General features: G+C 65.9%; 15 protein-coding genes and 1 pseudogene. 6 read left to right on the top strand and 10 right to left on the bottom strand.

Annotation, left to right across the window (positions count from 1 at the left end):
* The first annotated feature begins 54 nt into the window (after positions 1 to 54).
* Positions 55 to 1,092, top strand: a complete 1,038-nt coding sequence (locus H9529_RS00895; protein ID WP_223814393.1) for a FecCD family ABC transporter permease — start codon at positions 55 to 57, stop codon at positions 1,090 to 1,092.
* Positions 1,093 to 1,154: 62 nt separating this feature from the next.
* Positions 1,155 to 1,568 (top strand): annotated as a pseudogene (locus H9529_RS00890) (IS5 family transposase); the annotation flags it as partial.
* Here H9529_RS00890 and H9529_RS00885 read toward each other — a convergent pair.
* From H9529_RS00885 to H9529_RS00860, 6 genes are all read right to left on the bottom strand, one after another.
* Positions 1,543 to 2,784, bottom strand: a complete 1,242-nt coding sequence (locus H9529_RS00885) for an OpgC family protein (protein WP_176846872.1) — start codon at positions 2,782 to 2,784, stop codon at positions 1,543 to 1,545. The pseudogene H9529_RS00890 and the gene H9529_RS00885 sit on opposite strands and share 26 nt — an antisense overlap.
* Before the next feature lie 4 nt (positions 2,785 to 2,788).
* Positions 2,789 to 4,546 carry a glucans biosynthesis glucosyltransferase MdoH gene (gene mdoH, locus H9529_RS00880; RefSeq protein ID WP_176846870.1) on the bottom strand — a complete coding sequence of 586 codons (1,758 nt, stop codon included), beginning with the start codon at positions 4,544 to 4,546 and terminating at the stop codon, positions 2,789 to 2,791.
* 44 nt (positions 4,547 to 4,590) lie between these two features.
* Positions 4,591 to 4,779 (bottom strand): hypothetical protein, encoded by a 189-nt coding sequence (locus H9529_RS00875; protein WP_092885663.1) that lies wholly within the window; start codon positions 4,777 to 4,779, stop codon positions 4,591 to 4,593.
* Positions 4,764 to 6,332, bottom strand: coding sequence for a glucan biosynthesis protein (locus H9529_RS00870; RefSeq protein ID WP_092885662.1), 1,569 nt, complete (start codon positions 6,330 to 6,332; stop codon positions 4,764 to 4,766). The genes H9529_RS00875 and H9529_RS00870 overlap by 16 nt, the downstream gene beginning before the upstream one ends.
* Positions 6,333 to 6,761: 429 nt before the next feature.
* Positions 6,762 to 15,344 carry a GH36-type glycosyl hydrolase domain-containing protein gene (locus H9529_RS00865; RefSeq protein WP_092885660.1) on the bottom strand — a complete coding sequence of 2,861 codons (8,583 nt, stop codon included), beginning with the start codon at positions 15,342 to 15,344 and terminating at the stop codon, positions 6,762 to 6,764.
* Complete coding sequence (locus H9529_RS00860) at positions 15,341 to 15,583, bottom strand: hypothetical protein (RefSeq protein ID WP_092885658.1); 243 nt, start codon at positions 15,581 to 15,583, stop codon at positions 15,341 to 15,343. The genes H9529_RS00865 and H9529_RS00860 overlap by 4 nt, the downstream gene beginning before the upstream one ends.
* 195 nt (positions 15,584 to 15,778) lie before the next feature.
* On the opposite strand from H9529_RS00860, the gene H9529_RS00855 reads away from it, so the two are divergent.
* From H9529_RS00855 to H9529_RS00845, 3 genes are read left to right on the top strand one after another with little or no spacing between them, the layout of a single operon-like run.
* Positions 15,779 to 16,801 carry an ABC transporter substrate-binding protein gene (locus H9529_RS00855; RefSeq protein WP_092885656.1) on the top strand — a complete coding sequence of 341 codons (1,023 nt, stop codon included), beginning with the start codon at positions 15,779 to 15,781 and terminating at the stop codon, positions 16,799 to 16,801.
* 2 nt (positions 16,802 to 16,803) lie between these two features.
* A complete protein-coding gene (locus H9529_RS00850) occupies positions 16,804 to 17,835 on the top strand; it encodes a FecCD family ABC transporter permease (protein WP_317889638.1) in 1,032 nt (343 codons plus the stop codon).
* A complete protein-coding gene (locus tag H9529_RS00845) occupies positions 17,832 to 18,641 on the top strand; it encodes an ABC transporter ATP-binding protein (RefSeq protein WP_092885654.1) in 810 nt (269 codons plus the stop codon). The genes H9529_RS00850 and H9529_RS00845 overlap by 4 nt, the downstream gene beginning before the upstream one ends.
* A gap of 173 nt (positions 18,642 to 18,814) precedes the next feature.
* Here the strand turns inward: H9529_RS00845 and H9529_RS00840 are convergent, their stop codons facing one another.
* From H9529_RS00840 to H9529_RS00830, 3 genes are all read right to left on the bottom strand, one after another.
* Positions 18,815 to 19,795 carry a zinc-binding dehydrogenase gene (locus tag H9529_RS00840; protein WP_092885652.1) on the bottom strand — a complete coding sequence of 327 codons (981 nt, stop codon included), beginning with the start codon at positions 19,793 to 19,795 and terminating at the stop codon, positions 18,815 to 18,817.
* Positions 19,792 to 20,406: a TetR/AcrR family transcriptional regulator gene (locus tag H9529_RS00835; protein WP_092885650.1), complete on the bottom strand. Its 615-nt coding sequence runs from the start codon at positions 20,404 to 20,406 to the stop codon at positions 19,792 to 19,794. Before H9529_RS00835 ends, H9529_RS00840 begins: the two co-directional genes overlap by 4 nt.
* A 407-nt stretch (positions 20,407 to 20,813) precedes the next feature.
* The gene (locus tag H9529_RS00830) at positions 20,814 to 21,533 is read right to left on the bottom strand and encodes a phosphoribosyltransferase (RefSeq protein ID WP_092885646.1); all 720 of its coding nucleotides are present in this window, start codon (positions 21,531 to 21,533) and stop codon (positions 20,814 to 20,816) included.
* 75 nt (positions 21,534 to 21,608) lie between these two features.
* On the opposite strand from H9529_RS00830, the gene H9529_RS00825 reads away from it, so the two are divergent.
* The gene (locus tag H9529_RS00825) at positions 21,609 to 22,775 is read left to right on the top strand and encodes an amidohydrolase (RefSeq protein WP_092885644.1); all 1,167 of its coding nucleotides are present in this window, start codon (positions 21,609 to 21,611) and stop codon (positions 22,773 to 22,775) included.
* A gap of 20 nt (positions 22,776 to 22,795) precedes the next feature.
* Here the strand turns inward: H9529_RS00825 and H9529_RS00820 are convergent, their stop codons facing one another.
* Positions 22,796 to 23,704: a nucleoside hydrolase gene (locus tag H9529_RS00820; RefSeq protein WP_092885642.1), complete on the bottom strand. Its 909-nt coding sequence runs from the start codon at positions 23,702 to 23,704 to the stop codon at positions 22,796 to 22,798.
* Positions 23,705 to 23,727: the final 23 nt, after the last annotated feature.

Genomic DNA, 23,727 nt, shown 5'->3' with positions numbered 1-23,727 from the left:
CGTGCCACGGGCGATGCCGGTGTTCCGCCCGCCCCCGCGCGCCGACCCAGACAGGTGCGGCAAGCATCGCGGGGCCTGTGGGTGCTGGGGCTGGTGGTGTTGGTGCTTTCGATCTCGGCGGCGGTCAGCATCGGCGCCGTTAGCATCGCGCCCGGCACGGTCTGGGGGGTGATCGCGGGGAAACTGTTCCCCTGGCTGATCTCTCAAGGGCTGATCGTGCCCGACTGGACAATGGGGCGCGCCGCCATCGTCTGGGACATCCGGCTACCGCGCGCGCTGCTGGCGGCCCTGGTGGGCGCGGGGCTGGCGCTGGTGGGGGCGGTTCTGCAATCGGTGACGCGGAACCCGCTGGCCGATCCGCATTTGCTGGGGATCTCTTCGGGAGCGGCGTTCGGTGCCATTCTGGCGCTTTTGCACACCGGAATGTTCCTGGGGCTGGCGACGGTGCCGCTGCTGGCCTTCGCGGGTGCGCTGGCGTCGACGCTTCTGGTGCTGGCAGTGGCCAGTTTCGCGCAGGCCACCAGTGCCGACCGGCTGGTGCTGACCGGCGTTGCGGTGTCGTTCATCGTGATGTCACTGGCCAATGTGCTGATTTTCCTGGGCGATCCGCGCGCGGCGCATACTGTGGTCTTCTGGATGCTGGGCGGCCTCGGGCTGGCGCAATGGGTACATCTGATCTGGCCCGCACTGGTATTGACGGGCGCGGCGATCTGGCTTCGGCTGGTCGCTGGGTCGCTCAACGCCATGACAATCGGGGATGAGACCGCCGCCACGCTGGGCATTCCGGTGGCGCGTTTCCGGCTGACGGTCTTTGTCGTGGCCGCCATGGTCACCGGGGTGATGGTGGCGTTTTCGGGCGTGATCGGCTTTGTCGGGCTGATGATCCCGCATATCGTCCGGCTGGTGGTGGGCGGCGATAATGCCCGTGTGCTGCCCGCGTCGATGCTGGCGGGGGCGGTGTTCCTGATCTGGGCCGACATTGCCGCCCGCACCCTTGTGCGCCCCGAGGATATTCCCATCGGCATCGTCACTGGGCTTGTGGGAGGGGTGTTCTTCGTCTGGCTACTGCGCCGCAAAGCGCGCGGGAGCTAGGCTCCAGACCCATTGATTTCAGTCCGTTGTCGTGATCGAGGCTCGGCAAGGAGGCCTGAGCTATGTACAATCTTTACTGGCTGACCGAGGCGCAAATTGAGCGCCTGAAACCGTTCTTGCCAAGAGCCATGGCAAGCCCCGGGTCGATGATCGAAGGGTTCTGAGTGGCATAGTCTTCTTCAATCGCACTGGTTTGCGATGGTGCGATACGCCTGGGGCGTATGGTCTGGCCAACACACTCTACAACCGCTGGAAACGCTGGAGTGAAAAGGGCGTCTTCGCCCGGATCATGGCGGGGCTGGGCGCGGAAGGCGCGGGACACAAGACCATGATGATCGACGCGACCTATTTGAAAGCGCACCGCACCGCCTCAGGCCTACAGGCAAAAAAGGGGGGCGTTCTCGCCAAATCGGGCGCATGAAGGGGGCATGAACAATAAGCTGCACGCCGTCACCGGTCCAAAGAATCGCCCGATCCGGGTTCCACTTCACGGCGTGTCGGCACATTCTTAGCATACTCACGCAGCGCCCCGAACCCCAGTTGCAACATCAGTCCGCTGGCGATGACGACGAAATCGAAAGTGAGCGACGGCAGGTTACCGTTCAGCAGCCAAAGTTCGCGCATCGCGCGGGCCATGAACGCCAGTATCGTGCCCAGAGCAAAGACTGGCAGCGCCTGGCGTCCCATGATTGCCAGCGGACGGAATGCCCACGCCGGGGCGCTGCGCCTGAACCATGGCCAGACGCTGAGCAGATAGGCCAGCGCCAGAATGTGCAGCAGTCGCGACACCTCCAAATGGCCCTTGTCGAAATGCGTGACCAGCCGCGGCGCGCCCTGCTGCGACAGCCAGACCATCGCCGTATTCGCTACTTCGTGCACCGCAGGAACTTTTATCCACAGAAGCGCCAGCGCGACATACCCCAAGGCCAGCGTCACCAGCGCGGGATGCACCGGCACAAGTCTGCTACGCGCTTTCAACCGCAGCCCGATCAGCAGCCCGACAACGAACAGCAACTGCCAGGCCAGCGGATTGAGGAACCAGCCGTTCAGCCCCGGAAAGGTCAGCAGGTTCACCCGCGTCGTGCCGGCCAGCACCCACAGCCCGACCGACACCGCCAGCAACCATGCCGGGCGCCGTAGCCCCAGCCAGATCGCGGCGGGCGCCACCAGCATGAACAACACATAAAGCGGCAGTATGTTCACATAGCCGAACTGATGTAGCATCGTCGGCAGGCCGATATAGACGCCCAGCGGATCGTGCAGCAGCGGCGCAAAATTATCCATCGACAACATGCGCGTGCTGCCGCCCCAAACCGCCATAGCCGCGACAATACCGATCGCCACCAACGAGATCAGGAGATGCACCAGATACAGCGTCCACGCCCGCGCCCAGATTCGTGCAACCCCGGGCCAGCGCGGTGCGGCCGCCAGCCGCGGCCCATAGGCCAAGGCCGCCGAGATGCCTGCCAAAAGCACGAACGCCTCAGCCGCGTCGGAGAAGCCGAAATTGCGGCTGGTTAACTGCCCGAACACCGTACCGGGCACATGATTTATGAAAATCATCGCCAGCGCCAGGCCGCGGATCACGTCGATGCGATGGTCGCGGCCCGTTGCGGCGGCGGCAGGCGCGACCCGCGAGTCCGGAGACTCGGCGACTGACACAAACACAGGTGGAGAAACGGGCGCGTGCATGACTTCAGGCCACGGCCAGCGCGGCATCCGCTGTGGCGCCCTGCTGCCACCGGTTCAGGATCGCGTCATGCAGGGCAAGGATGGCGGGGGGATCACGCTCTTCGGGCGTGGCGTGAACCGCCTGGTGTCGGCCCGGCCGCGATGTCCAGGCGATCAGCACAGGCGCCAGCAACATGGGCACCAGCACCGGCAGCAGCCATGGCAACTGCTGCGGCACCATCGTCGCAGCAAAGCCCAGCCCGATGGCCCCTGTCAGCGTGATGAACCACGCAGCGGCCCAGGCCTCGGCCAAGGTCAACGCGCCATCGCCACGCGCATTGGGGGGCCAGCCGCCGTCCTGTCCAGACACCACCTGAAGCACCGACCGCACCTGATAGGCCATCAGCACCGGGGCAAGCGCCGCGCTCAGCGCCAGTTCGGCCAGTACGGACAGCAGCGACGCCCCGGTGCCGCCATGCGCCCGGGTACGCCCAGTGATGGCGGCCTCGACCGTGACCAGCAGTTTGGGCAGCAACAACAGCCCGAAGACACCGATCAACAAACCGATCGCGCGCCCGCTGGCATCGACCGGCAGGACCGGCAGGAAGCCGATACGCTCATGATAGATCGCCACCACGCCCGGAAAGTAATCCGGCGCCGCCTGCCACAACCCCGCCAGCAGCGCCGCGATCAGAAACGTCGCCCAGAGGCCTGAAGCGAGGTAGCTCATGATCCCTTGCACAAAAATTGCCCTGCTCCAAAGGCGCAGGCCACGGGTGCGCAGCAGGCGCGCGTGTTGCAGGTTGCCCTGACACCAGCGGCGGTCACGGCGCGCATGGGCCACTACGTTTTCAGGCGCTTCCTCGTAGGACCCACCCAAATCAGGGTCGACGCGGACCGTCCCCCCGGCGCGCGCCAGTAGCGCGGCTTCGACATAATCATGGCTCAGGATATGACCGCCTGAAGGCGCGCGCCCCGGAAGTTCTGGCAAACCGCAACTAGCGGCAAAGGCGGGAATACGCACCAGCGCATTGTGCCCCCAATAGGGCCCGGTGCGCCCCTGAAGCCGCGCCAGCCCACGGGTGAAAACGGGACCGTGAAACCCTGAGGCGAATTGCATCGCCCGGCCAAAAACAGAGCGTGCGCGCACGACACGCGGCAAGGACTGCAACAGCGTCAGATCCGGCGCGGCCTCCATCCGCCGGATCATCTGCAGGATCGTCGCGGCCTCCATCAGGCTGTCGGCGTCGAGCACCAGTGCAAAGTCCCATGCAGCGCCGGACCGGGTGATGAAATCGGCGATATTGCCCGCCTTGCGCCCGGTGTTCTGCGTGCGGCGGCGGTAGTAAATCATGCCACCCGCAGAATGGGCATCGGCCAGAAGCCGCGTCAACGCAGCCTCTTCAGCCTGCGCGCCCGACGTGCTGCCGGTATCGGACAGGATCGCGAAATCGACTTGCGCCGGGGCACCGGCAAGCTGCCGCTGCATCGCTGCGACGCGGGCGAAGGTGGTCAGCGCATCCTCATTGCAGATTGGCACCAACACCACCGTCCGTGCGGTGATGACCTCGGCCTCGGGCGGGCGGGCGCGCATCGGGGCAAGCCCCAGCGCGCCCAGATAGGCGCCCCACGCCAGCCATGCTGTAGAGATGCCAAGCAAGACGGCGGCCAGCCAGAACCATTCGCTCAGCCGGGTCATCGCGGCGTACTGGATGAACAATGCGGCGGCCAAAAAGCCGAAGACGAGGGCCAGTACGACGCCCAGCACACGCAGGCCGACCACCGAGGCACCTTCAGGGGTGCCCCGTGCCGTATCAGGCAGGAAGCTCAGGGCTGCACCAGAAGTGGGGGACGCGGCACGCGGGTGACAGACAACCACGGCGCATCAGCAGGGGACAGGTTTTGCAGCGGCATCGGCAGTGGCGCCTCGGGTAAGGCGCAGGCCTTCGCCGCCGCATCGCGTGCGTTCGGCGCGGTGCGTTCACAATCCGTCACGATGGTCACGGTTTTTTCCATTGGAAAGTCCATATTTCACTCAGCTTGCGGCCGCTTCCGGCGATATGGGCGTTGATCTCGACAAGGTCGCCGGACCCAGCGGCGATATCCATGGCAAGGCGCCAGCCCTCGGCGTCAGGCAGCTTCGACAGGACAACCACCTCGGCCGTCCCTCCTGCCACATTAACGACTGGCGTGACAGCCTGGTTCCCCTCTGGGGTTCGGCCAAGAATACCACCTTGAAAATCAACCACAAATTTGCGTGTATCGGGCGGGTCAGACATACCCGCCGCACCGCCGACGCCCGCCGACGTGTGCGCGACCCACGCCAGATCATCATCCGGATCGGGATCAAGCATGCCCCAGTGCAGGCGGTAGGCAACCTCGAACATCTCGCCCGGGACGACGGGCGCATCGGGGATCCAGAACGCGCCGATATTGTCATGCACCTCCAGGTCGGTCGGGATCTCGAACAGGCGGATCTGCCCGCTGCCCCAGTCGCCCACCGGCTCCACGTCCAGCGAGGGGCGCAGTTCATAGCGCGCCTCGGCATCGGCGAAATCGTCGAAACGGCGGCTGCGCTGATGCAGACCAAAGCGTCGGGGGCGGGTCTCGGCGAAGTAAGACGAGGCCAGTTCGGCGGGATTGTTCAATGCGCGCCACACGACATCGCCATCGGCGCGTTCGATGCGCAGGCCATCGGAATCGTGCACCTGCGGGCGGAAATCGTCGAAACCCCCGCGGTTGACCCCGCCAAACAGAAACATCGACACCAAAGGTGCGATGCCCAGCTGCGTCACCTCTTCGCGGAAGAACAACCGCGCCGTGACTTCCATCACGGTTGTCGCCCCTGGCTGAACGACAAAGCGCCACGCACCTGTGACGCGGGCGGAGTCCATCGCAGCCCACAACGTGATCTGCGGTGCGCCCAGGACGGGCCGTTCAATCCAGAATTCAGAAAAGCGGGGAAATTCTTCGGGTACCGGCAAAACCGTGTCGATCGCCAGGCCGCGCGCCGACAGTCCATAGCGGTTGCCCGCGCCCAGCGCGCGGAAATAGCTTGCGCCGAGAAACGACAGCACCTCGTCCAGCTGATCGGCCCGGTTCAGCGGCCAGTTCAGCCTAAACCCAGCCACCCCCGGCAGGGCGAAATCCGCAGGCAGCTCCACCGACAATCCGTCGCGATACTCAAAGTCGCGCGTGGTGAAGTCCATCGGACGGGCGCGGTCTTCATGCACCTCATGCAGACGCACGGCCCGGTCGAACAACCAGCCGGTGTGGAACGGCTGAACCTGCCAACCGGGGGTTTCGGTGGCAAAGACGGCGCGGTCGGGGCGGAAGACGATACGCTGATAATCGTCATAGCTCAGCTGCGCCAGCAGTGGGTCCAGCGGCGGCGCTTCGGGATCGGGTGCCTCGGCGCGCTGGCGGGCAGCATCGGTCAGGGCGTCAAAGCTGAAGGGTGTGGCGGGCCGGTCCTGCGGCCACGCAGGCGCCACGGCTGCAAGCACGGCGAAGGCCGAGCCGCTGGCAAGCAGCGCGCGGCGGGTCAGGACAGAGGGCGATGTAGACATGAACGGAGGCCTTGTACACCAGAGGGTTCAGAATCAATCTCTGCTTCTACGCGCTCCCGCGAGGCACCGCCATGCTGCACGTGCATTCGTCCCGTCACGCAGGGCCGGACCCGCGACTTCTTGCCGATGAAATGTCGCGAATTGCGGCAGAAGCGGTATTTCGTGGCAACACAACCAAAGGCTTCCAGCACGCAGGTCGTCCGGGCGTGATCGGTGCCAGCCGCCGCGGCGCACCGAGATCGAGAACTTCGTGCGACGATTGCCCCCTGCCCCCGCAGTCGACCCCGAACGCACGTGCAGGCACCCCCCATCATGACTGCCTGCGCGCCGCGAGGGCGCTTCGTGGGCGAGCAGCGCGGTGATGCATCGTTGCGCCAAGCGCACTGACAGCAAGGCCCTCGCCACAGCCATCCAGCCGACACGCACCGCTCAACACATCTGCACCCGCAACGCGTGCGCGCCCGGCGACAGGGGAAACCGCAGTTGCGAGGCTGTCACGGGAAGCCGCACGCCATCCATGGTCGCCCCATGCACCCCAAAACCACTGCCCCCCGCATTGTCGATGGTGATCGACAGCTGCACCTCCCCGATCGTGATCATCGCCTTCAGTTCGGTCCAGGCCTTCGGAAAGCATGGGTTCAAGATCACATCCGGCCCCGCGCGGGTCAGGCCCAGCAGCCCCTCGATGCCCGCGCGGTACATCCAGCCCGCCGACCCGGTGTACCATGTCCAGCCACCGCGCCCTTCCAGCAGGCCGGTGGAATAGACATCGGCGGCAACAACATAGGGTTCCACCTTGTAGCGCGCTGCATCTGCCGGTGTAAGGGCGTGGTTGACCGGGTTGACCAGCGCAAACAGCGCGCCCGCCGCGTCGCCATCACCCAGCCCGCAATGCGCCAGGATTGCCCACATTGCGGCATGGCTGTACTGCCCGCCATTCTCGCGCAGGCCGGGGGGGTAACCCTTGATATAGCCGGGATCCAGCGGGGTGCGGTCAAACGGCGGTGTGAACAACAGGGCAAGGCCCGCCTCGGGCCGGACCAAATGTTCGGTCATGCTGGCCATGGCTACCGCCGCGCGACCGGGATCCGCCGCGCCCGACAACACCGCCCAAGATTGCGCGATGCTGTCGATGCGGCACTCCTCGGAAATGGCAGACCCCAGCGGGGTGCCGTCGTCATAGGTGCCGCGCCGGTACCATGCGCCGTCCCAGCCCTCTTGCTCGATCGCCTCCAGAACAGACTGCCGGTGCGCGCGCCAGCGGCCCGCGCGGGCCGGGTCGCGGCTATCGGCAAAAGGGGCCAACCGGTCGATGGTGGCGATCAGCAACCAGCCCAGCCAGACCGATGTGCCCTGCCCACCCTCGCCCACGCGGTTCATGCCGTCGTTCCAGTCACCCGAGCCAATCAGCGGCATGCCGTTGACGCCGGTGAGGTCGATGGCAAGGTCGATACCCCGGGCGCAATGCTCAAAAAGGCTGGCGTGGGTGTCCGAAACACTGGGCTGAAAGAAGTCGTCATGCGCACCCTCAGGCAGCGCGGGGCCGTCCAGAAACGCAACTTGTTCATCCAAGATCGCCGCGTCGCCCGATACCGCGACATATTGCGCCACGCCATAGCCCAGCCACACCCGATCATCCGAAATGCGGGTGCGCACACCCTGCCCCGAATGCGGCAGCCACCAATGTTGCACATCGCCTTGTGGAAACTGCCGGGAGGCCGCGCGCAGCAGATGGGCGCGCGGTATCTCAGGCCGCGTCGCCGTCAGCGCCATGCCGTCTTGCAACTGGTCGCGGAAGCCATAGGCCCCGCTTGCCTGATAGAACCCCGCCCGCGCCCGGATCCGGCAGGCCAGCGTCTGATACAAAAGCCAGCCGTTGAGCATGATATCCATCGCCCGGTCAGGCGAGGTGACTTGGACCGCACCCAACAGATCAGTCCAGTATTCGCGAACAGCCTGCAATGTCACTTCAGGATCAGCGGCGCGGTGGCGCAAGATCAGGGCGCGCGCATCCTCGGCAGATGCCGCCTGCCCCAGCAAGAACACCACTTGCACGCTTTCACCCGGTTTCAGTGTCACAGGGCGTTGTAGCGCGGCACAAGGGTCGAGCGCGGGGCCCGTACGCCCCGATAACGCCCCCTCCCCAATGCCCGAAGGTGCCGCCATGCTGCCCGCCCGGCCCAGCACCTCGGCCCTGTCGGCACTGTGGCTGGTCACCCCTTCACCCAGATCGGCAAAGGCGACCCGGCCCGGAAAGGCCGTGGCAAAGGGGTTCTGCGCGAAGATCGCTCCGGTATCCGTATCTTGCGAGGTAACAATATGCGAAGCCGTCGCACTGCGCGACGTGCCAAGGACCCATTCGGCATAGGCGGTAATCGAGAGGTTGCGCACCTTATCCCCCGGGTTGCGCAAGGTCAGCCGGGTGATTTTCACCGGGTCTTCCATCGGCACGAACTGCACCATATCGACCACGATCCCGTGGGCCGTGTGTTCGAACCGGCTGTAGCCAAAGCCGTGCCGCGCGATATAGGTGGCGCGCGTTCGAATTGGCAGGGCGGTGGGCGTCCAGACCGCGCCGCTGTCCATGTCCCTCAGATAGATCGCCTCGCCGGCCGGGTCGCAAACCGGGTCGTTGGACCAGGGCGTAAGCTGGTTTTCGCGGCTGTTTTCGGCCCAGACATGCCCGCTGCCCTCGGCCGAGACCTGAAAGCCGAAATCCGGATTGGCGATCACGTTAAGCCAGGGCGCGGGCGTCGTCTGGCCGTCGCGCAAAATGGTGACATATTCGCGGCCCCCTTCTGCAAAACCGCCAGTGCCGTTGAAAAACTCCAGGGCGGGCAAGGGTGTTGCCGGGGGTTCCTCTGGCCCCTCCGGCCCAGCGACGGCTGCGCAAGGCGGTGTGGCCGACACCATGGTACCCTCGGTGGAAGGCACCGGCGCCAGCCCGTCGATCTGATCACCGATGCCCCCCCGGCTGGCGCGCAAGCTGACCTGCGCCACGGCCAGCAACAACCCGCGCTGCGCCTCGGTGACCAGATCGGCGCGCAGGATGTGGATCGCGCCCTGCGTCCCGCCAGGATGCCCTTCGCTGCGCGGTCGCGACTGGGCAGACCGGACGGCGACCTCGATCGCCGTTTGCATGTCCTGCACATAGGACGAGGCGCGGTCGTTCAGCACCACCAGATCGACATCCAGTTGCCGCATGCGCAGATATTCATGGGCGGCCAGCACCTCATCCAGCGCGGCGGCATCCCCGGTATCGCTGATCCGGAACAGGATGATCGGCAGGTCGCCGGAAACCCCCATCGCCCAAAGCGCGGCTTGCGGGCCCGCGTCGTTGCGATGATCGGTTGCGCGCAGCCGCGTGTCGCCGCGCAATATCATCCCGCCCAGCCGCTGAAAATCGGCGGCGGCTGCGGGGCTGATGCCCAGGTGGCGCAACTGCACCTGCCCTTGGGTCCATGACAGCGTCTCGGCACGCTCGAACGCCGAGGGGTCGCGGTGGCGGTCCACCTGATCCAGCAGCGCCTCGGGCGAGTCGGTCACCATGGTCCAGAAGGTCACGCGTACCATGCCGCCGGGCGGCACCAGAACGCGGCGTCGCATCGCGAAAATTGGGTCCAAAACGGTGCCGGTATTGCCCGACAGCGGGCTGTCGGCCATCACTGCAGCGCCGATGCTGCGCCCGCGACCAATAAAGCGCGCGCGGTCAGTTTCGTATTCGACCGGGGCAGATTCAGCCCCTTCAACCACAGCGATATGCGCGGCCCAGACCTCGGGGTCGGTGGGCGAACGGCGGCGGCGCGTGGCGATCAGCGCACCCAGTTCGGGCATGAAATCCGTCACGACGAACATCTTTGAGAACGCCGGATGCGCCAGATCGGAAGCCGCCGGGGCCAACACCAGTTCTGCATAGGATGTCAGATCGATTTCACGCGCATGACCGCCGGTGTTCGTCAGGGTGACTCGCCGCGCCTCGGCGTCGTCCTCGGCCGACACCAAGACTTCGGTGGTCATCGCGAGCTTCCGGTCCTGATGGGTGAAGGCGGCGTGGTGTTCGCAAAAGACCGCAGCGCGTTGGCCCGGCGCGTGCGCCACAGGCTGCACCCCGGCGGACCAGAGCGCACCGGTTTTCGCATCGCGCGCGAAAATGAACGCGCCATGGGTGTTATGGCTGGCCTCGGGCCGCCAGCGCGTGATGGCCAGGTCGCGCCAGCGGCTGAACCCGCCGCCAGTAGGCGTCAGCATCACGCCATAGCTGCCGTTCGACAACAGATGCCCGGTCGGCGCCCCCAGCCCCGGCGCGGCAAAACGGCGTACGACCGGCGCATCAGAGATCGCGGTCGCGGATACCGGCACATCTTCAGCGCGCGGCGGGGTAGCGGTGGCATCGCGCGGCACGCGTTCTTGCAACAGAAGATCCACGGCGCGGATCATCGGCTCGGCATGGAAGCGCGTCCGTAGCCGGCCCCCTTGCAGCGTGTTGGCAATGGCGGCAATGGTCATGCCCTGATGATGCGCCATAAAGCTGCGCACGATCGCATGCCCCGCCCCGGCGGGCAGGCGCGCGGGCGTGAAATCCACCGCTTCGTAAAAGCCGTGGCGCCCTTCGGCCCCGATCTTGGCAAGCTGCACAAAGTTTCGCACCGCCGCGTGGGCATCGACCATCGTGGCCAGCCCCGTGGCATACGGCGCAATGACCCGGTTGGCGTTCAGCCCGCGCTTAAGGCCCAGTCCCGGCACGCCGAAGTTGGAATACTGATAGGTCATCTCAAGATCGCGGGCGTTGTACGAGGATTCGGAGACCCCCCAGAGCATATCATGCGCCGCGCCATAGGCGATCTGGCGGTCCACAATCAGGCGGTTCGTCTGTTCCAGCACCGATCCCACAGGCGCGCGCATCACCAGCGACGGCATCAGGTATTCAAACATGCTGCCTGACCACGAGATCAGCGCCGAGCCCGCCCCTACCGGCGTCGCGGCCCGGCCCAGCCGGAACCAGTGCCGGGTGGCCACATCGCCTTTGGCAATGGCAAACAGACTGGCCAGCCGCGCCTCGGACGCAAGAAGGTCATAACAGTTGGGATCACGCGCATTGGTGGCGACCGAAAAGCCGATAGACAGAAGTCGCTTTTCGGGGTCCAGAAGGAAGGCAAAATCCATCTCCATGGCCAGCCGACGGGCGAGGTCTTCGACAGCGGTCAGCCGCGCGGCATCAACGCCCGCAGCATCCGCCAGATGCTCCGCGATGCAAGTCTGTGCGGCACCGCACCAGAATGCAGCATCGCTGTCCAGCCCAGCGATTTCGCGCGCCTTGGCGGCAGCCTCTGCCGCCAAGGGCAACATCGCGGAAAACCCGTCTTGGCGCGCATGCGCCGCGCTGAGGGGGGCCAAAGCCGCGGCAAGGCCCTTGTCATCGGTCGTACCCTTAGCACTCAGCGCCTCGTGCACCAGCGCCAGCGCATCGGCCAGCCCCGCGCGCCGTTCCGCGTCATCCACCGGCGCATCCCGCCAATCGCAGCAGGTCTGTGCCACGGCGATCAGATGCCCGGCCAGATTGCCGCTGTCCACCGACGAGACATAAGCCGGGGCCAGCACGCTGAGATCGCGCGTGTCATGCCAATTGTAGAGATGCCCTCGAAATCGCGGCATCCGCCCCACGGTGCGCAGCGTCTGTTCCAGCCGGGTCAGGGCACAGGCCTGACCGATCCAACCCATGTCGCGCGCAACCGTGGTCGACAACAGATAGAGCCCGATGTTGGTGGGCGACGTTCGATGAAAGACGGTTGGGGATGGGGTTTCCTGAAAGTTGTCGGGCGGCAGGAAGTTGTCGCCCTCGGTCACGAAGGTCTCGAAGTAGCGCCACGTGCGGCGGGCAATCAGGCGCAGGCGGCGGACCTCGGACGCTGCCAACGGCGCGGGCACCCGGGCCGCACGCGGGCGGCTGACGCGATATGCCAGCGCCGGGGCAGCCAGCCACAGTGCAGCGAACGGCCCAACGACCGGCCATGCGGCGGGGTTCAGCGCAAGGGCAACCCCACAGGTGCCAAGGCCCAGGCCCAAACCACCCGCCATCCGGCCATACTGCGCAAGGGGTCCGGGTCGCACGCCCGCGCCCGCTGCCGCCGCCGTCACCCATTGCAGCAGGTGTCGGCGCGTCACAGTCAGACGGAGCACGGTGCGCAGCCCAGCATCCGCCATCTGCCACGCCGCATCGGCCAGAAACGCGGTATTCAGCGCGATCTGTGCCAACGCCCGGCGCGTATCGGCCAGAAGCGCCGCGAAATGACTGCGCGAGGTGATGCCCGCGCGCCCCGGCAGGACCGCGAACGGCAGGCCGATCAGATGGGGCAGCGCCAGCATCAGCAGGACAGCAACGGTCCAGACCGCTGCCACAGGCGGCGGCATCAGCCAGCCCGCGAAAAGCGTCAGCACGCTCAGCGGCGCGACGACGGCGCGGCGCAGATTATCGGCCATCTTCCAGCGACCCAAGGCTGACAGCCCGCTGTCGCGCCGGATCAGCCAAGGCAGCAACTGCCAGTCACCCCGCACCCAGCGGTGCAATCGGCGGGCCGCAACATCATAGCGCGCGGGAAAGGCATCCACCACGTCGATGTCTGACGCCAACCCCGCACGGGCGAAGACCCCTTCAAAAAGGTCGTGGCTCAGCATTGTGTTATCCGGCACCCGGCCCCGAAGGCTGGCGGCGAAGGCGTCTACATCATAGATGCCCTTGCCGGTAAACGACCCCTCGCCGAACAGGTCCTGGTAGACGTTGGAATCCGCACTTGCATAGGGTTCAATCCCGCCGGGGCTTGAAAAGACGCGCTGGAAGACCGACCCCTCTGCCCCCGTCGGCAGGGCTGGTGTCACGCGTGGCTGCACGATGCCGTAGCCCGAGGTGACGCGCTGCGCCACAGGGTCGAACACCGCGCGGTTCAGCGGATGGGCCATCTTGCCAATCATCCGAGCCACGGTATCACGCAAGAGGCGCGTGTCGGCGTCGAGGGTGATGACGAAGCGCACATCCTGTGGCAAACGAGGATGCGGCATGAAACTTGTGTCTTGCGCCCCGCGCAGCAGGCGGTTCAACTCATGCAGCTTCCCGCGCTTACGCTCCCACCCCATCCAGACGCCTTCGGACGCGTTCCATTGCCGGTGGCGATGCAGAAACACGAAGCGGTCGCCGTCGGCCGAAGGGTATGTTGCATTCAGACGACCCATCGCCGCCACGGCGTCCGAAATCAGCGCCGTGTCGTCGGGCAGGTATTCAGTCGCCGCATCCGGCCCGTCGGACAACAGGGCATAATGCAGCGCGCCGCCCGCGCTGGAGAGGTGATGCACCTCCAACTGCGCGATCTGCGCCAAAAGGTCATCGCGGTCATTCAGCAACACTGGCACGGCGACAAGCGTGCGCAGGCCGGATGGGATACCCTTCGACAGGTCCATCCCAGGCAGCCGCCGGGGCCGGACCGTCCGCGCCACCGCCAGATTGACAAGCGCCGTCCCGGTCTCTGATGCGGCAACAACGCCGGTGAGCGCCAGCACGATCAGCGCCCAGCCACCCGCACCTGTCGCCCACAAGGCCAGCACCAGCACCCCTGCGGATGTCACGGCAATCGCCCCCAGATACCCCGCCAGCCCCAGCCGCGACAGCCAGCGGCCCAGCCGAAGGATCGGCGCCGGCGCAAAGCCAACCGCGTGTTCAAGCGCAGACCGCCCCGGCCCGATCAGGCCATGGCCGGGGTCGGACACGGCCGCTACTGTGGCGCCTGCACCTGTTGCGTCCTCAGCCCCGGCTTCAGCCCGCACACCTGTTCGGGCCCCCCGTGCCGCAAGCTCCAGCGCGGCATCGGTCACGGCAAGCTCACTCAGGCTCGATCCCCGGGCCAGTACCTCCACGGCGGTGCGGTAGCTGTTGCGGGTCGCAAAATCCATATCGGCAAAGCCCGAACGGGCACGCAAGCGGCTGTCGATCAGGCTGACATCCTCGACGAATTCTGCCCAGTCCAGCTCCGAGGCGAGCCGCATGCTGGTGACGATGTTGCGCATCGTGACGTTTGACGCGCCCTGCCGTTGCTGGGCATGCTGTACAACGGCCTCGATCGACGATCCTTGATGGTGCAGCCTGTCTTCCAGCCAGGCGTGCAGCGGGGTTTCCGCCGGGTCGAAACCGCGCAAGCGCTTGGCGATCTGGGCTGCGATGATCTCATCCAGAGGCGCGGCGGCAAAAGGCGCGGTGGCCGCCAGCAGCGCCTGTTGCGGGGAACCTGTGGGGTGATGGCGGGCCGCCAGAACCTGATCGACGATGCCATCGGCGACCACGCGCAGGTCATCGCCCTGCAAGATCTGTTGCGCCAGCCGCCGCATGTTTTCGACCAGTACGATGCGCAGCGTAATCGCCACGGCCCAAAGTTCACCAATCGAAAGTGGGCTTACATCCTGATAGGATTTCACGAACCGCGCCAGCGCCGAACCCGACAGCAGGCTGTCGGTATGGGCGACATAGGCCCATGTCAGGCCAAAGACGCGCGGATACCCCGCGAACGGCCCGCCCTCCAGTTTTGGCAGTTGGCGGTAGTACCCCACGGGCAGATCATCGTCGATCTGGCGCAATTGCTGTTCGACAAGGTGGAAGTTGTCCAGCAGCCATTCCGCAGCCGGCGCGATTGGGCGCCCGGCCTGCAAGCTTTGCGCGCAGGCGCGGTAGGCGCCCAGCAGGAAAGCGGCGTTGTCCTTGACGCGACCGGTCAGCGGCCGCACATGGGGCGGTCCCGACAGGCGCAGCCGGGACCAGAGCGCAGCCGCACCCCACCCCGAAGCGCCCCGCGCCACGCCCTGAGCCGTTGCCAGCGACAGCGCATGATGTTCCAGCCGTTCAGTACCGAAGAGTTCCGAACGGATTACCGCCTGGTCCTGCCACAATGCGGGCTGGGCGGTCAGCCCGGCGAGCGGGCGTCCAAGAACTCCGCGCAGGCGAAAGCCGGTCGCTCCCGCGCCACGTACGCTCATCGGGTCGTCAGCGCGGCGACGACGGGCTGCGGCGCGTCCCGCGCAACCTCGGCCATCTCACCCGCGGATTGCAGCATCGCGGCACCATGCGCCCCGGATGCCGCGGCAGATCCGGCGACGACGACGGACGCCGCTTCGCCTGCAGGCGCTACCGCACCCGGCGCACTGGCAACGGATGCTTCGGGCCGGACCCGGCGGGTCATGGCAGCCCAGTTGTTTTCGATCTGATCCCAATTCATGCTGATGTCTCCTTTCTGCATAGAACCCGGTACATGGCAAAGCCGTTCCCGGCGGCCTGCGCATTCGTCACGGGCTGGACGGCGGGGCGTCCGAAAAAAACAATCCCGACTAAAATACTATTGTATTGCCGCCCACCCAGGTTTAAGGACCCGGCAAACACCCTTCCCTTCCCCCTGACGCAGGAAACCCAGCACATGACCTTTCCACTTTCCAAGGCCGCATTTGGCTGTACCATCGCCATGCTGGCACAGCCCGTCGCGGCGCAGGACACCCAAACCCAATACCCGCTGGTGATCGAGAACTGCGGTGAGACCGTGACCTTCGAGCGCGCGCCGCAAAACGCCGTGGCGCTGGGACAGAACAGCGCCGAGATCTTGCTGATGCTGGGGCTGGAGGACCGGCTGGCCGCGACGGCCTTCTGGCCCAACAGCGTGCTGGACGAACTGGCCGAGGCAAATTCAAAGGTCACCCTGCTGACGGTGGAATTCCCGACGCTGGAGGCCGTTCTGGAACAGGAACCGGATTTTGTCGCCGCCGCCCTGCCCACACTCCTGGGGCCGGACAGCCGACTGGCCAAACGCGACGATCTGGCGCGGCTCGCCATCCCGTCCTACCTGTCGCCCAGCGTTTGCCTGGCCCGGCAGGCCGATGACGATGCCTATGGCAGCCGCGACGCGCTCTGGAGCATGGAGCCGCTGTTCCAAGAGATCGACGAACTCTCGCGCATCTTCAACGTGGCCGACCGCGGACAGGCGCTGATCGCGGATTTCCGTACGCGCGAGGCTGCGCTGCGCGCCCGCTTCGACCACGACCCTGACCTGAGCTTCGTCTTCTGGTTTTCCAGCCCCTCGCCCGCGGATGATGCATATGTCGGCGGTGGCAACAGTGCGTCGGGGTATATCGCCGACCTGCTGGGCGGGCGCAACGCCATCACAACGGATGCCGAATGGCCTACCGTCAGTTGGGAGGGCATCATCGCCGCTGGTCCCAGCGCCATCGTAGTGGCCGAACTGGACCGCGACCGCTGGGAGTTGGACAATGCCGGGACCAAAATTGCGTGGCTGACATCGGACCCGACGGTCAGCCAGATGGAGGCGGTGCGCGCGGGGCGGCTGTTCGTCATGGCCGGGGCCGCGATGAACCCGACGATCCGCACGCTTTACGGCGCGGAAGAGCTGGCCGCACAGCTTGAACAAATGCGCGCCGCAGGGAACTGAACGTGGCTTTCGCCCATACCATGAAAGGGCAGCCGCTGGCGCTGGCCGCCCTGTCGCTGGGCGCGCTGGGACTGGCCATCGCGGCTGCGACGGGGATCGGCGAATTCCAGGTGCCGCTGCGTACCGTCGCATTGGCCGTATCGAACCGGCTGGGCCTGACCGAGGTCCCGCTGAGCCGCATTCAGGAAAGCGTGATCTGGGACCTGCGTCTCAGCCGCGCGCTGGTTGCGGCGCTCTGCGGGGCGGGGTTGGCAATCTGCGGGGCCATCTTGCAATCGCTTTTACGTAACGCGCTGGCTGAACCCTTCGTGCTGGGCATTTCTGCCGGGGCTTCGACCGGGGCGGTGTGCATCCTGATCCTGGGGCTGGGCGGCGGCGCTATGGGGCTATCGCTGGGCGCCTTCTGCGGCGCCTTCACCGCGTTTGGCTTTGTTGCGCTACTCTCGCAGGGGGCGACGGGTGCTGCCAACCAGACGATCCTGGCAGGGGTCGCGGCGTCGCAATTGTTCAACGCGCTGACATCCTACATCGTCACCACCTCGGGCAACGCGCAGCAGGCACGAGATGTGATGTTCTGGCTTCTGGGCAGTTTCGGCGGCGTGCGCTGGCCCGAGTTTCAGGTGTTGGCAGGCGTCATCGTGATCTGTCTGGCGATCTGCATGTGGTATGCCCGCGCGCTGGATGCCTTTGCCTTCGGGGATGAGGATGCGGCTGCTCTGGGTGTTCCCGTGGTACGGGTACGGCTGGTGCTGTTCGGCGTCACAGCCTTGCTGACGGCGACAATTGTCAGCATGGTCGGCACCATCGGCTTTGTCGGGCTGGTGGTGCCGCACGCGGCGCGTTTCATCGTGGGGCCGTTGCACATGCGGCTCCTGCCCGCCTGCGCCATCGGCGGGGCGATCTTCATGGTCCTGGCCGATATTGCCGCGCGAATGCTGACAGCGCCGCAAACGCTGCCCATCGGCGTGGTAACCGCGCTGATCGGGGTGCCGTGCTTTTCGGTGATCCTTTACCGTGCGCGGCAGCAAGCATGAGTGTACGGGCTGAAAACCTGCGCTGGCGGGCCGGTGGCAAGCTGATTGTCGACGAGGTCTCGTTATCGGTTGAAACCGGGCAGGTGCTGGGCCTGCTGGGGCCGAACGGGTCAGGCAAATCCTCCCTTTTGCGGCTGCTGGCCGGGCTGCGCCGTCCCGAGGGCGGGCGCATCTTGCTGGACGACACCGATATTGCCCGCCTGCCCCGCCGCGCACTGGCGCGTCAGGTCGCACTGGTGCGCCAGCATTCGGCTACCGACACCAACATGTCGGTGCGTGAAATCGTGCGGCTGGGTCGTACCCCGCACCGTGCGGCCCTGTCAGGCTGGAGCGTGGCCGATGAACGCGCGGTCGAAACCGCGCTGGCCCAGACCGGGATGGCCGCACGCGCCGGGCAAGGCTGGCAAAGCCTATCAGGCGGCGAGCGGCAGCGCACACACATCGCCCGCGCGCTGGCCCAGCAACCCACGACGATGTTCCTGGATGAGCCGACGAACCATCTCGACATCCATCACCAGATCGAATTGCTGGGACTGGTACGCAGGCTGGGCCTGACGAGCATCATCGCCCTGCATGACCTGAACCACGCCGCGATGTTCTGTGACCGGGTGCTGGTGTTGCAGGACGGACACGCGGTGGCCAGCGGTACGCCTGCCAACGTGCTAACCGAAAGCCTTTTGGCGCACGTCTTCAAGGTGGCTTGCCGGGTGACGACTGTACCGGGTCAAGACTGGCCGCATATTGTATTTCTGCCACCAGACATGGCACGCGACCGCGCACCCGGGCAGGTCAGAACGGCAGGCTGACAGTCTTACATGCGCACCGCGCCGCGCAAGGGGGGCCGTTGGCAACGCCAACGATCGGGCCGCTGGCACTTGCCCATTCCGCTGCAGAAAACTGCGCCACGGCCCGTGGCGGACCATGCGTGGCTCGAACATGATACTGCCCCCGGGGGTATCCGGGGGCAGTATCGGCCCGATCACGGCTTCAGCATCACCTTGCCCGCGCGGCCCGGGGTCAGGCTGGCTTCCACCGCTTCGGCGCCTTGATCGAGGGCAAATATCCCGCCAATGTCCAGCAGCAGCGCACCTTTGGCCGCCAGTGTGACCAGCTCGGTGATCAGGCGCACACGCTTGTCCACCGCCATCTCGGCGCTGACACGCGCGCCCCAGAACCCCTTGATCGTGATCTGCTTCATGATGAGCGCCCCGGAGGACAGCGGCATCGGCGCGCCGGTCGCAGTGCCAAACACCATCAACTCACCATCGGGCGCCAGAAGATCGACCAGATCAGCCGAAATCTCTCCGCCGACCGAGTCGATGGCCGAAACCGCGCGCCCGGCACCGATGATTGTCCGCGCCTGATCCTGCCAATCATGTGCCGAGGTCGAGACCACATTGCCGATGCCCGCCGCGCGCAGTTCCGCCGCAGCCGCATCCCGACGCACGAGGTTCAGCAGGTTGATGCCACGCGCCGCCGCCAGCACGACCATGACGCGCCCGACCGCGCCATTGGCCGCCGTCTGGATGATCCACTGCCCCGGTTCTGCCTTCAGCAGATCCAGCATGGAAAGCGCCGAGAACGGCATGGAGATCAGCTGCGCGCCCATCTTATCCGAAATCTGTTCTGGCAAGGGCACCACGCCGCTGGCGGGTGCGATAAAGTGTTCTGCCCATGTGCCATGGACGCCCGCCGCCACAACCCGCTGCCCCACAAGGCCCGCGTCAACGCCGTCACCGACCGCATCGACGATCCCAGCGGCCTCAGACCCGCCGATCGCACCGGGCAGGTCGGGCTTGTAGCCATAATCACCCCGGATGGTCCACAGATCGTGGTTGTGGATCGGCGACAGCAGCATCTTGATGCGCAGCTCACCCGCCCGGGGTTCTGGAAGCGCCACATCGCGCGCCTGAAGCACCGCCTTGGGGTCGCCGAATGTGTCGTGTACGAGAGCTTTCATTGGTCTTTTCCTTTCAGCGTCCCGGTAAACAGGCGCTTTCTTGTATCGGTCATCGCCCGCTCCAGCGGGATCTGATCATGGGATAATTTCGACAGGATCGCGGCACCCAGCCATTGCGCATAAAGCGCCTGGGCCGCGGCCTGCACGTCGTCTTGCGGCATCACCGAGCCATCGCGTGCACCTTCTTCCAGCAGCGCCGCCAGCCGGGCGGTCAGTTCTTTCACGCCCGCGTCGAGCACGGCGCGCATAGCGTCAGACAGATCGGAAACCTCGGCCCCCAGCTTGACCACCAGACAGGTGCTGACAAGGCCTGCCTGACGCTCCTGATCCAGCCAAGCGTCACAAAAGGCCGTCAACCGCACAGCGGCGCTGTCGTCGGTTGCCATCAGCGCCTCAACACGGCCCAGGTACTCGGCAACATAATCTTCCAGCATCGCCTGTCCGAACGCCTCTTTCGACGGGAAATAGTAGTAGAACGACCCCTTGGGCACGCCGCATTCCTTCAGGAGCGCGGCAAGACCCACGGCACCAAAGCCCCCGGTGGTCACCAGCCTGCGGCCGGTGGCAAGGATCTTCTGGCGGGTCTGATCGGATTTGCGTGGCTGTGTCATGCAGCGTCACATAGGCAGGAATAGACCATTCGTCTAGTAGTCGATTGGTCTATTTTTGCCGGAAGCCAAAAAAACCCACATGAACCCAAGATTCGTAGCGGCAAATGGGGTCCCGTCAGACATATCTTTGACATTCAATCGACCCTCGGCGGGGCCAACGCCCCAAGGCGTCTTGAAAGGGAGCACCATGCCCATTCCCCTGATCCCCGGCACAAGCCCCGTCCCGAGAACGGGCATATGAATGCCTTCGAACCCTCGCCCCTGTCGCTGCGTCTGTTCACGGTCGACAAGGTGGAATTGGCGGGGCGCTGACTGCCCAACGTCCATCGCGACGTTGGGCCGCACTGTGGATGGGGCCGTGCCAATCTGCTGCAAGTTGGCCCTGTCGCCACTCAGCCCGGCGCCACTCAGCCCGTGGCGTCGGTATCCGCACTGGCTGCAGCCGCCTGGGGGAACCAGCCGCCCCCGACTTTTTTCAGGCGCGGCGTGCGGATCGCGCCTGTCAGGGCCAGGAGGCCACCGCGCCCAGCCAGCGGTGCCCGCCAGCGGTCCCCCTGAAGCATCGCAAACACCGCCCCCACCGGCGTCACCCCGACAAGTGCCAGCAGGTCCAGCACTGCCATCAGCGAACTGCCTGAACTCAGCACATCATCAATCACCACGACCCGCTTGCCTTGCAACAGCGGCACCATGCGCGGGTCGAGGTACAGCCGCTTGCCACCGCCCGGTGTCGTGATCGAGCGCAGGTCGACCGAAAGTTCGTCGCGGTACCAGAACTTGCGCGAGATACCCAACGCCACCATCCGGCTATGGCCCAGCCGCCGCGCCACGCCGTCGGCAGGGCCAAGCCCCAGCGTCGGCACGCCGACGATAACCTCGGGCGCGTGGACGCGGGCATGCTCAGCCATCCCGTCAATCAGCGCGTCGGCCACCGCAAAACTGGCCTGGTTGATGATGAGCGAGGCGACACCCGCCGCAGGGTCATCCGGCAGGCTGCGGATCGGCAGGCATATCTGGCGGTCATCGGGCAGACTGGCGGGGAACATCGCGTCAAAGCCCGAATCGGGCATCGCGAAAGTGCCGGACGGGTGGATTTCCTGCCAGTATTCATGCGGAGCGGCTGGCATGCGGGGTCATCCTTCGTTAACTTCCGCAATGACTTACCACCGTTCTGCGCCTGCGCCAATCGAAAGGAACCCGCGATGACCCACGACATCGACCCCGCCGGACTGGCAGCGCTGATCGCGCTGCGCCGCGACCTGCATGCCCATCCCGAACTGGGCTTCGAGGAGGCGCGCACCAGCGCAATGGTGGCGGATGCCCTGCGCGCCTGCGGTTGCGATGTGCAGACCGGCATCGGCGGCACGGGCGTGGTTGGCACGCTGCGCTGTGGCGAGGGCAATCGCGCCATCGCTCTGCGCGCCGACATGGACGCGCTCGCCATGACGGAGGCGGCAGAAGGCCGCCCCCATGCCAGCCGTACCCCCGGGCGGATGCATGCGTGCGGCCATGACGGGCACACGGTAATGTTGCTGGGTGCGGCACAGCATCTGGCGCGGCGGCGCAATTTCAGCGGCACGGTGCATTTCATCTTCCAGCCCGCCGAGGAAGGGCTGGGCGGCGCCAAGGCGATGCTGGCCGATGGGCTGTTTGCGCGCTTTCCCGCCGACCGGGTGTACGGGCTGCATAACATGCCGAACATTCCCGTAGGCCAGATCGCGGTGGTCCAGGGCCCGCAATTGGCCGCATCCGACCGCTGGGAGGTCAGCTTCACCGGGCAAGGCACGCATGGTGCCAAGCCGCATCTGGGGCAGGACGTGGTGACGGCAGCGGGCGCCTTCCTTGCCGCCCTGCACAGTATCGTGGCGCGGCAGGTCGATCCGCTACACCCCGCCGTCATCAGCGCCTGCGCGGTAGAGACAGGCAATTTCGCGGCGCTGAATGTGATCCCCGACTCCGCCCGCATCGGCGGCACCGCGCGCAGCTTTGATGCCGGTGTGCGTGACCTGATCGAAGGGGCGATTGGCCAACTGGCGCACGGCATTGCCGCGACCTATGGCCTGCGCGCAGCGTATGAGTATCGCAGGGGGATGCCGCCGGTCATCAACGTCGAGGCCCCGACCGCGATCGCCCAGGCCGCCGCCGACCGGGCGCTGGGACACGTCATGACGGCGTTTCCGCCGTCGTCTGCAGGGGATGATTTTGCCGAACTGGCCGCTGTGGTGCCGGGCTGCTATGTCTGGTTGGGCAATGGCCCCGCCGCAGACGGGGCGCTTCACCATTCCACACGCTACGATTTCAACGATGATGCAATCGCCCCGGGCGTGGCCTTCTGGTCCGAACTGGTCGAAACCGATCTGGCTCTGTGATCGCCGGACGGCCCACCCCGTCAGCCAGTCGTCAGGCGGTCCAGCAGCAGCGACAAGGCGTCCGCACCCCGGACCTGCAATGCCACCTGCGGACCACCTTCCCCCGCAACGACGCCCAGTGCGCCGGGATCATCGCGCAGATCGACCGAGAGCCGCAGGGGTGAACAGTCAAACAGCTCTGGCGCCTCGGCAAGAAGCATGACGCAGGGATCATGCAGGGGACGGCTTTCGCGGCCTTCGGTGCTTTGGAAATACGCTTGGATCAGCGCCGCGCTGGCCTGCGCCCCTGGGCGCGCCGATTGCGCAAGTCGCGCCACATGATCAAGCGTCGCGCGCACCCGGCGCGTCACGTCCAGTGGCACCAACGTCACCGCAAGGGGTGAGGTCAGCACGATCTGCGCGGCCTCGGGGTCTGCGGCCATGTTGAATTCCGACCGGGGGCCGATATTGCCCGGTTCTTCCACTGCGCCGCCCATGGCAATGATGCGCCGCACGCGGGCCGCCGCACCTGGATAATCGGCGATCAGCCGCGCGATATTGGTCAGTGGGCCCAGCGCCAGGATCTCAACGCTGCCCGCCGGTTCGCGCTGCAGTAAACCCGCCAACCATGCCACCGCGTCGCCCTGTGCCGCCGCCTGCGGCTCGGGGAAATCCACCCCGCCCAGACCGCCCGCGCCGTGGATCTCGGCCGTGTCGAAGCCCCTGCGCGCCAGCGGGGTCGCGGCACCCGCAATCACCGGTATATCCGACCGCCCAGCCAGCGCCAGAATGCGCCCGGCGTTGCGCGTGGTGACATCAATCCCCAGATTGCCCGCCACCGTGGTGATCCCCAAAACCTCGAACCGGGGGGAGGCAAGCGCGAACAGGATCGCCACCGCATCGTCGATGCCGGGGTCGGTGTCGATCACCACGCGAAGGGCGTTGGTCATGGTCAAATACCTTGCGATGCTTT

The organism is Roseicitreum antarcticum (assembly GCF_014681765.1).
Lineage (GTDB): Bacteria > Pseudomonadota > Alphaproteobacteria > Rhodobacterales > Rhodobacteraceae > Roseicitreum > Roseicitreum antarcticum.
The sequence above is the reverse complement of the archived record's forward strand: the minus strand, read 5'-3'. Positions and strand labels throughout refer to the sequence as shown.

Excerpts from the sequence above, each read along its gene's own strand:
- H9529_RS00870 (WP_092885662.1), bottom strand. The coding sequence starts at position 6,332 with ATGTCTACATCGCCCTCTGTCCTGACCCGCCGCGCGCTGCTTGCCAGC.
- H9529_RS00885 (WP_176846872.1), bottom strand. The coding sequence starts at position 2,784 with ATGCACGCGCCCGTTTCTCCACCTGTGTTTGTGTCAGTCGCCGAGTCT.
- H9529_RS00855 (WP_092885656.1), top strand. The coding sequence starts at position 15,779 with ATGACCTTTCCACTTTCCAAGGCCGCATTTGGCTGTACCATCGCCATG.
- H9529_RS00835 (WP_092885650.1), bottom strand. The coding sequence starts at position 20,406 with ATGACACAGCCACGCAAATCCGATCAGACCCGCCAGAAGATCCTTGCC.
- H9529_RS00865 (WP_092885660.1), bottom strand. The coding sequence starts at position 15,344 with ATGAGCGTACGTGGCGCGGGAGCGACCGGCTTTCGCCTGCGCGGAGTT.
- H9529_RS00840 (WP_092885652.1), bottom strand. The coding sequence starts at position 19,795 with ATGAAAGCTCTCGTACACGACACATTCGGCGACCCCAAGGCGGTGCTT.
- H9529_RS00820 (WP_092885642.1), bottom strand. The coding sequence starts at position 23,704 with ATGACCAACGCCCTTCGCGTGGTGATCGACACCGACCCCGGCATCGAC.
- H9529_RS00825 (WP_092885644.1), top strand. The coding sequence starts at position 21,609 with ATGACCCACGACATCGACCCCGCCGGACTGGCAGCGCTGATCGCGCTG.
- H9529_RS00845 (WP_092885654.1), top strand. The coding sequence starts at position 17,832 with ATGAGTGTACGGGCTGAAAACCTGCGCTGGCGGGCCGGTGGCAAGCTG.
- H9529_RS00875 (WP_092885663.1), bottom strand. The coding sequence starts at position 4,779 with ATGGAAAAAACCGTGACCATCGTGACGGATTGTGAACGCACCGCGCCG.
- H9529_RS00830 (WP_092885646.1), bottom strand. The coding sequence starts at position 21,533 with ATGCCAGCCGCTCCGCATGAATACTGGCAGGAAATCCACCCGTCCGGC.
- H9529_RS00860 (WP_092885658.1), bottom strand. The coding sequence starts at position 15,583 with ATGAATTGGGATCAGATCGAAAACAACTGGGCTGCCATGACCCGCCGG.